General features: G+C 36.3%; 9 protein-coding genes. 5 read left to right on the top strand and 4 right to left on the bottom strand.

Annotated elements, in window-relative coordinates; translation table 11 throughout:
* Nucleotides 1-169: 169 nt before the first annotated feature.
* Genes fni through mvk form a run of 4 tightly spaced genes read right to left on the bottom strand, consistent with a single transcriptional unit; the run spans nucleotide 170 to nucleotide 4,186 of the window.
* Nucleotides 170-1,186 (bottom strand): type 2 isopentenyl-diphosphate Delta-isomerase, encoded by a 1,017-nt coding sequence (fni, locus tag F5ESL0260_RS04790; protein ID WP_122026072.1) that lies wholly within the window; start codon nucleotides 1,184-1,186, stop codon nucleotides 170-172.
* Between the two features lie 9 nt (nucleotides 1,187-1,195).
* Nucleotides 1,196-2,278 (bottom strand): phosphomevalonate kinase, encoded by a 1,083-nt coding sequence (locus F5ESL0260_RS04785; RefSeq protein WP_122026071.1) that lies wholly within the window; start codon nucleotides 2,276-2,278, stop codon nucleotides 1,196-1,198.
* A gap of 36 nt (nucleotides 2,279-2,314) precedes the next feature.
* The gene (gene mvaD, locus F5ESL0260_RS04780; protein WP_046324847.1) at nucleotides 2,315-3,274 is read right to left on the bottom strand and encodes a diphosphomevalonate decarboxylase; all 960 of its coding nucleotides are present in this window, start codon (nucleotides 3,272-3,274) and stop codon (nucleotides 2,315-2,317) included.
* Nucleotides 3,275-3,277: 3 nt separating this feature from the next.
* The gene (gene mvk, locus F5ESL0260_RS04775) at nucleotides 3,278-4,186 is read right to left on the bottom strand and encodes a mevalonate kinase (RefSeq protein ID WP_122026070.1); all 909 of its coding nucleotides are present in this window, start codon (nucleotides 4,184-4,186) and stop codon (nucleotides 3,278-3,280) included.
* A 75-nt stretch (nucleotides 4,187-4,261) separates the two neighbouring features.
* Here mvk and F5ESL0260_RS04770 point away from each other — a divergent pair, with 75 nt between their 5' ends.
* From F5ESL0260_RS04770 to asnS, 5 genes are all read left to right on the top strand, one after another.
* Complete coding sequence (locus tag F5ESL0260_RS04770; protein WP_122026069.1) at nucleotides 4,262-7,735, top strand: PD-(D/E)XK nuclease family protein; 3,474 nt, start codon at nucleotides 4,262-4,264, stop codon at nucleotides 7,733-7,735.
* Between the two features lie 2 nt (nucleotides 7,736-7,737).
* Nucleotides 7,738-11,385, top strand: a complete 3,648-nt coding sequence (addA, locus tag F5ESL0260_RS04765; RefSeq protein WP_122026068.1) for a helicase-exonuclease AddAB subunit AddA — start codon at nucleotides 7,738-7,740, stop codon at nucleotides 11,383-11,385.
* 21 nt (nucleotides 11,386-11,406) lie between these two features.
* Nucleotides 11,407-14,196, top strand: a complete 2,790-nt coding sequence (locus F5ESL0260_RS04760) for a helicase C-terminal domain-containing protein (protein WP_122026067.1) — start codon at nucleotides 11,407-11,409, stop codon at nucleotides 14,194-14,196.
* On the top strand, nucleotides 14,183-14,665 hold the full coding sequence (locus tag F5ESL0260_RS04755; protein WP_122026066.1) for a hypothetical protein: 483 nt from the start codon (nucleotides 14,183-14,185) through the stop codon (nucleotides 14,663-14,665). Before F5ESL0260_RS04760 ends, F5ESL0260_RS04755 begins: the two co-directional genes overlap by 14 nt.
* A 67-nt stretch (nucleotides 14,666-14,732) precedes the next feature.
* Nucleotides 14,733-16,031 (top strand): asparagine--tRNA ligase, encoded by a 1,299-nt coding sequence (asnS, locus tag F5ESL0260_RS04750; protein WP_046324841.1) that lies wholly within the window; start codon nucleotides 14,733-14,735, stop codon nucleotides 16,029-16,031.
* Nucleotides 16,032-16,078 lie beyond the last annotated feature (47 nt).

Below are 16,078 nucleotides of genomic sequence, written 5' to 3'. Positions count from 1 at the left end.
TGAATTTCTTTTGTACTAAATCCTCTTTGATACAAATCTACTGCTTTTAATTTTGTTTTTAGTAAATATTTAGACATAAGAAAACCCCCGAATTGGAATCTTTGTCCAATTCCGGGGGTTAACTTCAAATCTTATATAAGACAATAGTTATTTGTTTTTTTATAAGAACCTATAATAGCTGATCAATGGCTATTTTTAACGGCAAATCATAATATTTTTTAATCTCAGTTAACTTTGTTAAATCTTTTTGACCATAAAGGGCTAGCAGATTAGCAAGTTCTTCTTGCCATTCTAAAATAAGATTTTGCAAATAATTAACATCGTGTTTGATTAAAGCTTGTAGAAAAACATTTGATATACCAACAGCTTTTCCACCTAAACATAATCCCTTAAAAACGTCCAAAGGATTACGCACGCCACCTGAAACAATAAAATCAACCTGCTGTTTAGCAGCCATTAAGCTTGAAATGACAGTGGGTAAGCCGATATCTTTCAGATAAGAAACATCATTGGTATTACGAGCATTTTCTATCTGGGCAAAATTTGTGCCCCCACTGCCAGCAACATCAAAAAATTGGAAGCCTTCATTTTTCAACAAATGAATTGTTCTTTCATCTAAACCAAAGCCGACTTCTTTAATAATAATTGGTACTGTTACTTTTTGACGCAATTTTTTTAAATTATTTAGCCAATAAAAGTCACGGTCTCCTTCAGGCATGGCTATTTCTTGCACTGCGTTCAAATGAACTTGTAAAGCGTCAGCCTTTAATTCTGTAACTATTTTTTGTGCTTGTTCGGCCGCAGTTTTAGCATTTACATTTGCAATTAAAACGCCAGTGGGGTCTTGTTGGCGTGCAATCAAAAAGCTGTCACTAAGAGAAGGCTCTTTTGTCAAAATGCTGGCTGAGCCAAGTGCCAGAGCAATATTGGTTTTAGCGGCAACTTGTCCTAATTTCTTATTAATCAAATAGGATTTATGAGAACCACCGGTCATTGCATTAATAAAAAAGGGGGCTGCCACTTTTTTGCCAAACATTGTCGTTTGTATGGCTTTGACACTTACTTCAGTTTCTGGTAAAGCCGGCCGCACCAAATGCATCTGATCAAAACTATTTTGTTTATTATCTTGATAAAATTTTTGTGCTAAAACCAAATGTTCTTCTTTACGATTAGATCTAAGTGACATGTTCTTCCTCTAGTCTGCAACCCGAATTTGGTGAACGCGAAAGTCTAGCGGCATTATACCGTTTTGGCGCCATTTATCTTCAAGATAGGCAGTATCTGTATTTGCATCAGCGATTACAATACCGCAGTCGCCATTACCGGCACCGGAAGTTTTAGCAGCTCCTCCAAATGATTCGGCGATATTGATCAGTTGGGAAAGTCGCGGAATTTCAATTGCAATTTGATTTATTTGTGCAAAATGCTGCAACAATTTACGGTTAACTCGAATTTGCTTTTTTATTAACTGAATATCTTGTTGTTCAAATCCGGCAATCATCTTTAGTACGCATTTACGCGAAAGCCTGAGAAATTCTTGATATTGTCCGTTTAAGGCGGCCTTATTGGCATTAGTTTCATCAACAAGCCGTGAAGTGGAGGCAGGCTTTTGACTCCAGCCAATCATTAGTTTTAAGCCGGCGGGAGGGGTTAAAAGTTGTATCTTCAAACCAGGCCAGGCTTCATTGACCACTTCCGATAATGTTTTATGAGCCAGTTCATTAGCAAGCCATTGTTTATCAAAAGTCTGATAGGCAATCCAGCCACCATAAACACTGGCTGCAATGTCACCAGCCGAACCGTTTCCTTGAACTGAGTAATGAGAAATGGCTGATAATTTATAAACTAATTCATTACTAAAAGCAACATTATAAAAACGCAAGATTGCTTTGACTGTGGCTACTGTAACTGCAGCACTGGAGCCCAAACCATATTTTTTCCCATCCGAAGAATCAAGATCTGAATTGACATATAAATCATAGACTTTCATCTTGACTTTTTGTTCCAAGCAGAAACGTTCCGTGTATGAAATTGCAGCCAAAATGTATTCGAATGGATTATCACGATTGTCAATAACCATTTTTGCGCCATTTCTAACCCAATGAATGGAGCTTTGAGAATATTGTTTAGAGTGGATTAAACCAGTTTTTGATTTCGACTTAATGATTGAAACGCGAATAAACTGATTGACTGCGACTAAAATTGCAGGACAATCTTGTTCTAATACTGCGTACTCGCCAGCTATGTATAATTTTCCGGGTGCTTGTTCTGTTATCAAAAGAATTAAATCTCCTAATCAATTAATTTACATTAACTAGTTCAGACATGAAATACCTGGACCAAAACTTGCATTTATTATGTTAACATTATGGAATTCGGATACAAACCTCTTAGTAATATCTTTTACATTTTTTAATTGACTTAAGATTTTTATATTAGGTCCGGCATCTATTGTGAAGTAACATTCTATACCAAGCCTGCGCAAATCAGCTACTAATTTGATTGCTTTAATAGTTGCAGGCTCAAAATATGTAAAACCCGGTTGGGCAGTTAAATTAACAGCATGCATTTCACACGCATTTAATTCTGCTAAACTACCCAGTTTTGAAAAATCATTTGCTTTGATAGCAGCAACCATCTGGGCCAACTCAGCTTGATTACGCTCAAGCCAGGGCCTGAAAAAAGGAGAGGTTTGTGCTTGTTTCATGCCCTGAGTAGAGGATAATTCTTTAGGGTTTTTATCCAGTTCAACCACTAATAGTTGTAGATCCATTTGGGGTTTTTCATCTAAAGCATATGCATAGGATGATTCATTATCAGTACCTTTTTGCCAAATCGCAAAGCCGCCATATATTGACCTGCTGGCTGAACCTGAACCCCAACGAGCCAGACGGGAAAGTTCAACTGCTGACAGATTAATACCATAGTGCACGCAAAAGGCTCCGGCTAAGGCCGCAAAAGCAGAACTGGAAGAGGCCAGGCCTGCAGCTGTAGGAACGTGATTAACTGACTCAACCTTTAAATTACCCTTAACGTCAAATTTTTCTTGTAACAGTTTTAAAAAAGAAAAAACCCTTTGATAACTGTGTCCGCTTTGTTCAACGCCATTTAACCAAAACTGGTTTTTAGGACCTGCAGAAACTTTAGTATCGGTATAAAATTGATCAAGTGTCATAGACAAACTGGACATTAGTGGTAAACGCAGGCTTTGGTTTGCTTTTCCCCAATATTTGATCAGGGCAATATTGGTATGAGCACGAACTGTTTTTTCCATAAATTAAATTTCCTCAATCCAACTATGTGCCACAATATTTTGACATTTATGGGCTATTTTAAAAGCATCATCCTCATTGCGACACAAAGCAATCACGATGCCGCCCAGTCCACTGCCAGACAATTTAAAACCCAAGGCCTCATTTGCGAGAGCTATTTTTTGCAATTGATCAATCTTACCAGTTGAAAGGTTAAATGAATGCAATATTTCTTGAGCCCGATTAAAATATGAGCCTACTGTCGCTGCATCTTTATTTAACCAGGCAGTTTTAGTTTCATCAGCTAATCTACCTAATTGCTCAAGATTGTTTTGCGCTGTCGGGGATTCATTTAGAAGCTTATGAACTTGAGTGACAGCTTTTTTCGTACTACCCAAATCACCTGTATCCATGATAAGTAAGGTAGCTTGTAATTTCGACCTTAGCGGCTTGGGACCATCTTTTTGATTAAAAAAGATGAGGCAATCAGAATTAACAGTGGCAGCATCAAGACCCGATGCTTTACCATGGTTAATCATTTCTGCGTGGTTAGTTATATTAATAATTTCAGTCTCAGTTAAATTTAAGTGGAAATAATCATTCATTGCGCGCGTAGTCGCCAGTGCCACGGTTGCACTAGAACCTAAACCGCGTTCAATTGGAATCTCTCCCGTATAGGTTATTTTAAGAGCTGCTTGACTTACGGCTTTTTTCAACATTGTTTTAACTACATATTTTAAGCCATCATATTCATCCGGAGCCATAAAAAAAGGCCCCTGATAATGAGCCGTATCCATCCACATTTTTTCAGATGGTTCTACAGTTGTTTTAATATGCAAAGAAGTGATTGGCAATGCCAAAGCATCATAGCCATAAACTACTGAATGTTCACCAATTAAAATAACTTTTCCGTGTCCTAAAAAACTTGATTTCATTTTATTTAAGATCCTTATTGTTTTTAAAAATTTTTAGTTCCTATGCTAAAATAATGGCAAAGGAGCGCAGAACAGATGATTAAAATTTTACTAGGTCGGCAAACCGATCCCATGCAGGAAAAAGTTTTACAGGAAGCAATAGAAAATTATCAGCGTTTTCCTAATCATAAAACTTTTGTCATCGTTCCTAATCACATTAAGTTTACCACAGAAGTCAGGGCAATTGACAGGCTAGCTGTTAGTAAAAACCAGACAGAGCAATCAGTGAAAAATTTACAAGTTTTATCTTTTTCCAGGTTGGCCTGGTTCTTCTTAAAAGATGCCGAACAGGGCTTACCAACAGAGCTGGATGATGCTGCAGCGGCTATGCTTTTAGCAAAAATCATTGAGCAAAAAAAAGAGCAGCTGCATCTCTTTCAAACCACCAATTTAAATCCCGGCTTGCTCAAACAATTGTATGACACAATTTTGCAAATACGCGAAGGTAACTTGGACCTTAACGAGATTGATCTGGATACTCTTGATCTTGAAACCAAAAACAAAGTTGCAGATTTGAATATTTTATATTCTGCTTTCATTGAGGCTATTAAAGGTAAATTTTCTACTTCAAATGAAATTCAATTGCAATTAAATGAATATCTGGCTGCCTGCAAGGGACTAAGCACAACCGACTTTTACTTCAGTGATTTTTCCCATTTTTCACTGCAAGAATGCTTAACCGTTAAATTATTGATGGCCAAAGCTCATAGCGTCACCTTGGCCTTCAAAACCAAAGAGGGTGAAATTAACCCTAAACCTGAACCGGGAGACTATGATTACGTTATTCAAACTACCATCAATAAGCTATTGCAGTACATTCAAACTCGTAATTTGCCTCATCAAATATCAACGACAATTATTAGTCCCAAACCTACCAAAAGAGAGTTACTCAATGAATTTTGGACGGGCACGGTTAGTGATATTGGTGAACTGGATCAGGTGCAGCTTGTGCGTGCTGACAATAGATACGCTGAAGCTTATTACGTTGCTCATACCATTTATCAGCAGGTTGCTTTAAGGCATTATCGTTACCAGGACTTTTTGGTTTTGGCACCTAATTTACATGAATACGAAACCTATTTAACCCCAATTTTAAGGCAGAATCAAATTCCGTTTTTTAATGACTTGCAGCAGGAAATGAAATATCACCCTCTGGTTGTTTTGATTGAAAATATTGCGCAGTTGCTGAATAGACCATTTCAAACGCAAAATATGCTGGCAATCATGAAAACTAGGCTTATTATCCCGAAGTGGTATCTAGATGAATCTGCTTATATATACGATGTTGATCAGCTGGAAAATTTTGTTCTGGCACACGGCATTAACCATAATCTTTGGCGCAGAAGTTTCACTGAATATATGGCTGCAGAGGTAATTGATTTAGACAAGGTACCAGAAGAAGTTAACAAAATAGATAAACTAAAGGATTTTTTTGTTAAACAAATTACCAAGTTGTTCCAAAGCTTAAAAGATGAGACAGATACCCAAAAAGCAATTACGACCTTTTTCGACTTTTTAACTCGAAACGGTGTGAATAATATTTTAGAAAAATGGCGTGCTGATGCTCAAGAGAGTGGAGCCTTGCAAGAAGCGCGTCAGTCTGAGCAGGTGTGGGACTTATTGATCAACCTCTTACATGATTATTTACTGATTAATCCGGACAGTTTTGACCTTAAGAGCTTTTTTGATGTACTGATCAATGGTTTTAAGGAAGCTACCTTTTCGCAAATTCCGGCCACACTTGATGCAGTCAATTTATCTGAAATGGGGATTGTTCAAGTTAGTGGCTATAAACAAGTTTTTATTATGGGCGCAACGGTTAATGGGCTGCCGCAGATACAAAACACTCCCGGGTTTTTAAGTCCAGAAAACCTAGCAGAACTGAAAAAGGATTTTGGTGAAGACTCATATATTGAAGACAGACAAGAATTAAGCAACTGGGATCAAAATTACCAGTTTGGTATTTGTCTGGCTTTAGCACAGGATAAAGTTTACTTAACTTATTCTTTAGCCTCTGATGAAGGAGACACAGTTCAACCTTCAATCTATTATGAAAGGTTTAAGAATGCTGGTGCAGCAGAATTTTCGCAGCATAATCTGCCAGAAGAAATGAGTCAGCTATTGTCTTTTATTACTAATGCCCAAGCAAGTTTAGGATATTTAAGTTATCTTAACCAGGCAAAAAAAGACATTGATGTTAAAGAATTGTTAAAGCTAACCGCTAAACTTTTACCGCAAAAAACAGCTAAAGTCATAGAGGGAAGTAATTTTATAAATGAACCCCAAAATATCGGCCCTGATTTGGCACAAAAATTATATGGGTCAAACCTCAATTCTTCAGTTTCCCAGTTGGAAACCTTTTATGAAAATTCATACGAATATTTTTTAACATATGGCTTACGCCTTCATAAGAGATTTGAAAATGAATTTGATTTTATACAAGCTGGCAATTATTTCCACGAAACTTTTGATCGTTTGGTTAAGGAACTAAATGACCGTTCACTTGATTTAAAAGAAATTGATGATGAAACACTTAATCAGTTACTGGAAATTGCACGTACCAAAATGAAAGGCGAAGCCAGATACCAGCAATTATTAAATGATCCATTCAATGAGTTTTTATTTAAATGCCTTGATCAAACTACCAGTAAAGTGGCAAGCAATTGGCACCATGCAGTTTCCAAAACCCCTCTGCGTGCTAAATATTCAGAGCTCAGTTTTGGAAAAGGTGAGCAGGTGCAAGGACTTAACTTTAAGCTGCCAGGCATAAAAGGCAATCATTACGTTAATTTAAGAGGAAAAATAGATCGAGTTGATTTGGCTCAGGTTCCAGAGCAAAACGAATTAATTGCTCAAGTAATTGATTATAAATCCTCAGCTAAAAAATTTGATCTGGGATTATTTTACGAAGGTATTTCTTTACAAATGGTTTCATATCTAGATGTTTTAATGCAAAACCACAAATTCTTTGCTGGTTCTGAACCACTCTCACTTTTAGGTGCTTTTTACCAAACAGTTACCAGACAAACTGAGAGGCTAAATAGCAAAAACTTGTATAACACTAATTTGCAGATAAAAGAAGACTACTTAGATGGCCAAATTAAACTTAAATATACCGGTTTAATTAATGACGACCAGCTATTAATGCTCGCTGCTGAGCCTGACTTAAATAACCCACGTAGTACTTCTTCCATTTATGCCGGAGTTAGTTCCACAAAAGATGGATCTTTAAAATTTGGTGGCAATTATTTCAATAGTGATGAATTTGAATTATTGCTCAAATACGACGAAGAGCTTATTAAAGATGCCTCCAGTCAAATTTTAGCGGGAAAAGTAAAGTTAAATCCCTATAAATATGGGAATGGAAAAAATGCCTTAACTTATTCAGACTTTCGTGATATTTTCTTTTTTGATGCCATGTTGAAAGAAAATAAATATCATCAAGTAGGAAGCCTGAAAAGGGAGGAACTGTTGGAAAAGATAAAAAAACGGCTAAAGGAGAGAAATTAAAGATGGTTCTAGAAAAAGAGAAAACCCCATTTACAGCCGTTCAGGAAAAAGCTATTAATGATCATGGTCGCGACATACTTGTATCAGCTTCAGCAGGTAGTGGTAAAACTACCGTTCTTGTGCAACGTTTAATGAAAGAAATTCTTTCTGGTGTCAGTGTTGATCAGCTTTTAGTAGTTACATTTACAAAAGCAGCTGCAGCTGAAATGAAAAAACGGATTAAAGAAGTATTATCAAATGAAATACAGAAGTCTTCAAACAATTCATACTTGCGTCAACAGTTAAATTTGCTTAATTCTGCCAATATCTCTACAATTGATGCCTTTTGTCTGGATGTAATCCATCGCTTTTATTACATAATTAACATTGACCCCAGCTTCAGTATACTAACTGACGATTCACAAGCAGAATTAATGCGAGAAAGGGCATTGAAAGAAGTTGAAGGAGAGTTTTTAGAGAAAAAAGATAAAGACTTCATAGCTTTTTATGACAATTTTGCAGGTGACAGGGATGCGGAATCACCACAGAATTTATTGTTAGATTTATACAATTACGCAATGGCAAAACCTGATTATCGCCAATGGCTACAAGGGTTAGCCCAAAAATATCAGATGGGAGAAGAAGTAAGCAAATCTTCTTTGTGGCAGAAAGAAATTAAGCCTTATTTAGTCGATCTTTTTCAAAATCTTGCTGATAAGTTAGAGCATATGTGTCAAAGTGAGGTCATGGCTACTAAGGAACTGCACAAATTAAAAGAAAGTTTTGACTTGTTTGCAAAATGTCTTAGTGGTTATTTGCATGACTTGAAAAATGATAGCACATATGATGATCAGCGAGAAAAACTACGTGCTTGTATTTTCAGAGGTAATCCGCATAGATCTAAAAAATGGGACGAAGACATTATTGCTTTTTATGACAAGTGCTCTGATTTTAAAAAAGAAGCAAGAGATCAGATTTTTACTGCCTTTACCTCTTTTTATGCCACTGACGAAAAAGAGCAATTGTCCATGATGCAAAAAGGCCAGCAAATAATGACTGCGGTTGTAAAAGCAGAACTGGCACTGATTGACCGTTTCAATGAACTTAAAAGAGCAGAAAACCTACTTGATTTTAGTGACATGGAACAATTAGCTTACCAAATTCTCAGCCAAGACACTTCTGCATCACAAATGGCACGGACATTTTATCAAAATAAATTTAATGAGATTTTGGTCGACGAGTATCAGGACATCAATCCGCTACAAGAAAATATTTTGCAACTAATTAAAAAAGATGGTCAAAACAATCTGTTTATGGTTGGCGACGTTAAACAATCAATTTATGGTTTCAGACAGGCCGAACCAAGTTTGTTTTTACATAAATATCAAGAGGCAGCCCTTAAAGAAAATCAAGCAAAAGAAGAAAGAATTTTATTGTCGGACAATTTCCGCTCCTCTAAGCCAGTTATTTCTATTGTTAATCAAATATTTAAAAATATTTTGACAACTGACTTTGGTGGCATTGATTATAACCATGAGAGTCAGCTGACTTATGGTGCCAAATATTATCCCTCAAATCTTCCTGACGCGACTGAAATACTTTTTCATGAAAAAAATAACAACGAAAAAAGCTCGCAAGATGAAGATACTGATGATATTGATTCAGCTGAAATTGCGATGGTTATTAACCGAATTAACAAATTCGCAGAAGAAAATTTGTTAGTTTATGACAAAAGTTCGCCAAATAGCAATCATTTAAGACCTTTTAAGTACAGTGATATTGTTATTTTAACCAGAAGTCGCAGCAATAATCTTGAAATTATGCAAGAGTTTGCCAAAAGCCATATTCCAATAATGGTTACCGATGCGAAAAATTATTTTCAAACTTTAGAATTAACTATTATCATGAACTACCTCAGGATCATTGATAATCCAGACCAGGATATTCCTTTAGTAGCTGTATTAAGGTCGCCTCTTTTTAATTTTACAGAACCAGAACTCAGTACTATCAGAATTCATACGCAGAATGCCAGTTTTTACAACGCTTTAACTTCTTATGTTGCCGTGGGTAACGAACTTAGTCAAAAAGTAAAAGATTTTTTGAATCAACTCGAAGAATTACGTAAATTCGCTGCAACACATAGAATTTCAGAATTGATCTGGAGTATCTATGAAAAAACCAGCCTGCTTGAAATTATGACCTCTCTACCTAATGGCAAGCAGAGAAGAGTTAATTTAGAGGCTTTATATGAAAGAGCTGCTTCTTATGAAAGCGCTGGTTTTAAGGGCCTATATCAATTTATTAATTTTATCGAGCGAATGCGACGCAGCCAAAAGGACTTGGCCCAGCCACTCTTAACTAAAGAAGCTGGCAACTCCGTGCGCTTAATGACTGTACATAGTTCCAAGGGTTTGGAATTTCCCATTGTTTTTTACTTAGGCTTGCAGCATCAATTTCAAAAGAGGGATTTAAGCGGCAATTATATTATCAATTCAAGTGCTGTAGGTTTAACTATCAAGCAAAAACATTATCGTGCTGATACCCTGGTTAAATCTATTGCAAATATATCTAAGAAGAGACAACTTTTAGAAGAAGAAGCGCGCATTTTATATGTGGGGATGACTAGAGCTAAGCAAAAGTTAATTTTGGTAGCTGATTTAAAGAATCTACCGCAGACAATTGAAAATTGGCAAAATGAAGCTGATCAAAAAGGACATCTCTCGTTGAGCAGCAAGCTTAACGCTTTAAATCCTATGAGTCTGATTGGTCCATCAATCAGATGGGATAAGCTTTTAAGTCAAAAAATTAGTGATATCAATTCAGCCTCGGAAACTAGTCAAGAATTGCTTTATATCCAGTACCATGACGAAAAAGTTCATTTTCAAGAAGAAATTAGCCCGCAAGAAAGCAAAACTGAAAGCATTTCAGCACTAGCACAATATACCAAAAAACTGTTTAATTTTAATTATACTTTTCAAGACGCAAGTCACACAACTGCTTATCAGTCTGTATCTGAAATTAAAAAAGCTTTTAATGACCCTCTTGATGCTGAACTTGAAAACGCGCACCTGATTTCTTCTACCAACCGTTATTTGCAACCGATTGATACTAAACCTGACTTTTTGTATCAGACAAAATTTACTGGGGCGGAAATTGGGACGGCAATGCACCTTCTTCTGCAATACTATGATTATCATGGCTCAGGCAAAGCAAACCAAGTTGAAGAAGAAGTGCAGCAATTAGTAAAACAAAATAAACTCAACAGCAAAATTGTTGCCAGTTTAAATTTGCAACAAATAAATTGGTTTGTTCATAGTGATTTTGCCCAAAAATTTTGGGAAAATCCTGCAAATCTGCAGCGCGAAATTGAATTTTCAAGTCTGTTGCCAGCTGACGTTCTATTTGCTAATTTCAGTGACCCGGATGCAAAAATTTTAATTCATGGTACAATAGACGGTTATTTTAGTGAAAAAGATGGCATAATATTGTTTGATTATAAAACTGATCATATCGATCACAGCCATTTAGAATTAGCTATCGCCAAAATTAAGCAAAAGTATGCGGGGCAATTGCGTTTATATGAAAGAGCTTTAAATTCTTTTTCCGACCAAAAAGTTAAAGCTAAATATTTAATCTTATTAGATGCATGTCAAATTGTTGAAGTTAAGTAAAGAAAGGAGGGCTAATGCAGAATGAAATCATTTGAGCAGACCGTATTTGCAGTTGTTGATCTGGAAACTACCGGAACACAGCGAGAAGATAACAATCATATTATCCAGTTTGGCTGCGCCATTATTAAAAATATGAAAGTTGTCAAAACATATTCATTTATGATTAACCCCCACCGTGAAATTCCAATAGCGGTCCAAAATCTGACTCATATACATAATAAGGATGTGGCTCATGCAAAAGATTTTTCTTTTTATGCACCAAAGATTGTAAAAATTTTAAAGGATACTGTTTTCGTTGCTCATAACGTCAATTTTGATTTGCCGTTTTTAAATTATGAATTAGTACAACATGGTTATGAGCCCTTAACCAATCGTGCAATTGACACCGTGGAGCTGGCCAAAATTGCTTTTCCTACGGAACCATCATATAAATTGAGCGATTTAACGGCATTATTGCACATTAAACATTTAAACCCCCATAAAGCTGACTCTGATGCATATGGCACTGCAGTTTTACTAATAAAAATTATTGAGCGGCTCGAAAGTTTACCCCAAGCTACTCTTAACACGTTAAGCTCTTTGGCGCACGGTTTAATCCGCGACACTTCTTGGATCTTTACGACTATTGCTGATGATGCACGTAAAGAGAAACGTCCTTTATCTTCTGCATACCAACAAGTACGACAAATAATCTTGCGTAAGCAGGAAAAAGTAGCAATCATCGCAGGTCAGTCGTCAACTACTTTTCCGAAAAGTGATAGCGCAAAAAAGAAGCTGTTTCAAAATAAAATTAATTACCGGCAACCGCAGGTAGACCTAATTAATCGCATTGAACAGTTTTTAAGCGCCTCAAAGCAAAGGACACTATTAGTTGAAGCTCCTAATGGCACCGGTAAGACTTTTTCTTATTTATTTGCTTATTCCTATCATTTATATACCAATAGAAAATTAGTAATTGCTACGCCTACAAAAGTTTTGCAAAGACAGATTATTAATCATGAAATACCCCAATTATTGAACGTTACCAAGTTAGACTTAAAAGCCGAAGAAGTCAAAGCCAGCAGTCATTACCTTGATCTAGATGGCTTTTATCAGAGTTTATATCAAGGTACTCCTAATAAATTGACTTTAGTTTTGCAAATGCGTATTTTAGTATGGTTAACCGAAACTAAGACCGGCGATTTAGACGAACTGCAGCTTACTAACTATCGTGCACCTTTATTTACTCAAATTGCCCATCCTGGAGATGCTCGCGTTGGTAGCATTTTTGCGGGCGTTGATTTTTGGAACTTGGCTAGACAAAGGCAAGAGCAGGCTGACATTTTAGTGACCAATCACGCCTATTTAGCCAACCATTATAATGATACTATTTGGGGACAAAATCCTTATCTCGTTATTGACGAGGCTCACCGCTTTGTTGACAATGTTATCAATTCTAGAAACGATTCGTTTCAGTTCGAATCATTATGGGGAGCTCTCAACCATCTGCGTAATTTGCTTTATTATGCCGATGACAGTGTATTTAATCAATACGGTAATGACGTTCAGTTTAATTTTTTATTGGAAAAGCTGGATCCGGCAATCCTTGATTTAATTAAGGTAATTAATCATTTGCAGCGTTTACTTTGTTCTAAAAAGAAAAAGGCTGTCAGCCAAAATACTTTGGCTAATGGTAATTTGCTGCTTAGCTTTAGAGGAAGGGATTTATTTCCCAAAAATAGTCAGTTTTTAGTTAAGCTGACTGAACTGCAGCGGAAACTGGAAGACATCAGGCAGAATACTAATCAAATTTTATTTAAGATGTACAATGAAACTGACAATTCAAATATTGACCGGGATGCAATTTTAAGTGAAACTTCAGGCCAAATTGATCAACTGGATGATTTTATTACAAAAAGCTATCAGCTATCTGATTTACTTCGTAAAAAAGCTTATGTTGAATCAGAAGGCTTCATTGTGACTTTAACTAATCCTCAAGATCCTTTGAGTGCCAATTTAAGCTGGCTGATGCTTGACGCAACGCCAGAGTTGCAGAAAATATACGATCGCTTCGATCACATTTCATTTGTAAGTGCAACTTTGACTAGTGAAAATGGTTTTGATTTTATAATTAAACTTTTGGGTTTAACCGACTTAGCACCACAAAAATACATCGGAACAAGCACATTTAAATTAGCAAAACATCTTGAGGTTTTATCTGTAACTGATTTCCCAGATATCAATGATCCTACCTGCGAAAAAAAGCTAACACAAATTATTGAAAATGACTTGGCAGATAAAAATCATGTTTTAATACTAATGACAAATTTAGAACAAATTAAAAACACTTTTAGTGCTATTATCAATTCGCCCAACTTACGCGATTTTGAAATTTTGGCTCAGGGTGTTTCCGGGTCAAATAATCGTATTATCAAAAGATTCGCCATCGCTAAAAAAGCTCTGATACTTGGGGCAGATAGTTTTTGGGAAGGAATAGATTTTCACGAATGTGGTGTAGATTTGGTCATAGCAACCAAATTGCCATTTGAAGCCCCTGATTTACCTGAAGTTAAATTGCGCCAAAGACAGCTCATTGACAGCGGAATTGACGTTTTTCATTCTGATACGATGCCACGTGCGGTTATTCGGTTTAAGCAGGGAATGGGCAGGCTAATACGTGGAGAGCAGGATAAAGGGCAATTTTTAATATTAGATTCCAGAATTTGGTCTAAAGATTATGGTCCTATTTTTCTGGCTGCTGTTCCGGTTAAAGTCAAAAAAATATCTTTGAATGATTTACAAGAAAAGCTAGAGAACTATGATACAAGATGATACAAAACAAACACTTAAATTTTTAGCATGGGTATTCTTAATATTGGTATTGTTATACTTTGCTTTTATTATAATTTTTTATAAAGCTGGCAATCCCGAAAGAACAGAAACCCGCGAGCTTGAAAGAATTGCTCTAGAAAAGACCCAAATCAGGTACACTGAAAAAACCTATCATTTGAATCGTGGCATTAACAGCTATTCTTTAAAAGGTCTGACCAAAAATCATAAGACCTATTATTTTATTTACTTACCCGGATCTAAAAGAGCATATTTATATCCAGCAAGTAAGGGTGTGAATGAAGCAGTTATCCGCAACAAATACAGTACTAAAAGGCCATCTGCAAAAATTACTGAGGTAAATCTAGGCTGGTATCAGAATAAGCCGGTTTGGGAAGTAAGTTCTAAAAATGATGCGGGGGAATATCATTATCAACTTTTTGATTTTAAAAATGGAAAATTAGTAGGTTAAGTCGCTAAATTGCTCAAACTTTGGTATTATTAATTTGATTATGATAAGGAAAGTGGAATAAAAGTTTATGACAGAATTAATTTCTATAGCAGATTGTCGCAATCATGTCGACCAGGAAGTGCAGATGCACGTTTGGCTGACGGATAAACGTTCAAGTGGCAAGATAGTTTTCTTACAATTACGTGATGGTACAGCATTTTTCCAAGGCGTTGTTCGTAAAAATGCTGTTTCAGATGAAGTTTTTGAGACAGCAAAATCACTGCATCAAGAAGCAAGTTTCTACATCAAGGGGACTGTTCATCAAGACGAACGTTCTCACTTTGGTTATGAAATTCAGATTTCGGATTTGAAGCTTATTACTAATAATGAAGGCTATCCTATCGGGAACAAAGAACACGGTATTGAATTTCTTCTTGATCACAGGCATTTGTGGTTAAGAAGCAAGCGCCCGTTTGCGATCATGCGAATCAGAAACGTCATTTTCAAAGCAACTGTTGACTTCTTTGAAAATGAAGGTTTTATAAAATTTGATGCTCCGATTTTTATGCATTCTGCTCCCGAAGGAACTACGGAATTATTCCATACTGAATATTTCGGTGGGGATGCATACCTTTCACAATCTGGTCAACTTTATGGTGAAGTAGGGGCTGAAGCATTCGGAAAAATTTTTACGTTTGGCCCAACTTTTAGAGCAGAGGAGTCAAAAACTCGTCGTCATTTAACCGAGTTCTGGATGATGGAGCCGGAAATGGCCTGGATGCATCAAGCTGAATCTCTTGCTTTGCAGGAAAGGTTCTTGTCATATGTTACTGGACAAGTTTTACAAAATTGCCAATATGAACTGGAAATTTTGGGAAGAGATCCTAAGAAGCTTGAGCCAGCTTCTCAGGGCAATTATACCCGCTTGTCTTATGATGATGCAGTAAAAATGTTGCAGGATGATGGACGAGACTTTAAATGGGGGGATGATTTTGGCGCACCTGATGAAGCTTTTATTTCTGAACAATTTGATCGTCCGTTCTTCATTGTAAATTATCCAACCGCTATTAAACCTTTTTATATGAAGAAGAATCCTGAAAACCCTAAGGAATATCTATGTGCAGACGTTCTAGCACCTGAAGGTTATGGAGAGATAATGGGTGGTTCTGAACGTGAAAGTGATTACGATACTTTACTTAAACAAATTCATGAAGCTGGCTTAAATGAAAATGATTATAGCTGGTACCTGGATTTGCGTAAATATGGTAGCGTACCTCATTCAGGCTTTGGCATGGGATTTGAACGGGTAATTGCTTGGATTTGTAATTTAGACCATGTTCGTGAAGCTATCCCATTCCCAAGAATGATTAACAGACTTGAGCCTTAATAATAAAATCAATAAGATAATTAAAAGTTGAACTAAAATTACTTTAG

Origin of the sequence: Lactobacillus sp. ESL0260, assembly GCF_003692935.1 — a bacterium.
Taxonomy (GTDB): Bacteria; Bacillota; Bacilli; order Lactobacillales; family Lactobacillaceae; genus Lactobacillus; species Lactobacillus melliventris.
The sequence above is the reverse complement of the archived record's forward strand: the minus strand, read 5'-3'. Positions and strand labels throughout refer to the sequence as shown.